The sequence below is a fragment of the Synechococcus sp. R55.2 genome (genome assembly GCF_047462075.1).
Taxonomy (GTDB): Bacteria; Cyanobacteriota; Cyanobacteriia; order Thermostichales; family Thermostichaceae; genus Thermostichus.
Genome location: NZ_JANSIH010000262.1, coordinates 1 through 651 on the forward strand (window position 1 = coordinate 1; position 651 = coordinate 651).

Sequence of the window (651 nt, forward strand, 5' to 3'; positions counted from 1 at the left end):
GCGCCCGCCTCTTTGCCTTTTATTTCAAGATGATGGCCGAGGGATCCATTGTCACCCCGGCCTTGGGCATGGGAGAACTGGCCCGACAACTGGCCGGTCACCTGTCCCCCGAACAGATTCGCTACCAAACCCCGGTGGAGCGCATCCTGGCAGAAGACGGGAAAGTGCGCGGGATCCGCACCGCCAAGGGTGAAGAGATCCCTGCCGAGTGGGTAGTTTGTGCTACTGATGCCCCTCAGGCACGGGCCTGGCAGGCGGAGCTGTGCCCTCAAGCCCCCACCCCCATTCCCACCCAGGGGCGAGCGGTGACCTGTCTCTACTTCTGCGCCCCCTTTTCCCTCAGCCGCGGCGCCTACTTGTACCTCAACGCCACCGGCCAGGGCTGGATCAACCATTGGGTCCAACTTACCCGCATCAGCCCGGCGCTGGCTCCTCCTGGCCAACACCTGTATTCGGTGGTGGTGCTGGGGGATCCCCCCTTGAGGGACGAGGAACTGGCCCAAGCCTGCCGGGCCGAGCTGCAAACTTACTTCCCCGTCGCGGCAGCGTCGCGTAGCGATAAAGCCCCCTTGGAGCAACTGCGCCTGCTGCGGGTGTACCGGATCCCTTTTGCCCAGTTTGTACAACCCCCCGGCTTTCAGCAGCATCTGG

At 63.9% G+C, this 651-nt stretch carries 1 protein-coding gene; it reads left to right on the forward strand.

The annotated features are described in order from the left end of the window. The coding region (locus tag NW838_RS08800; RefSeq protein WP_414427871.1) for an FAD-dependent oxidoreductase at positions 1-651 on the forward strand (651 nt) is incomplete at both ends.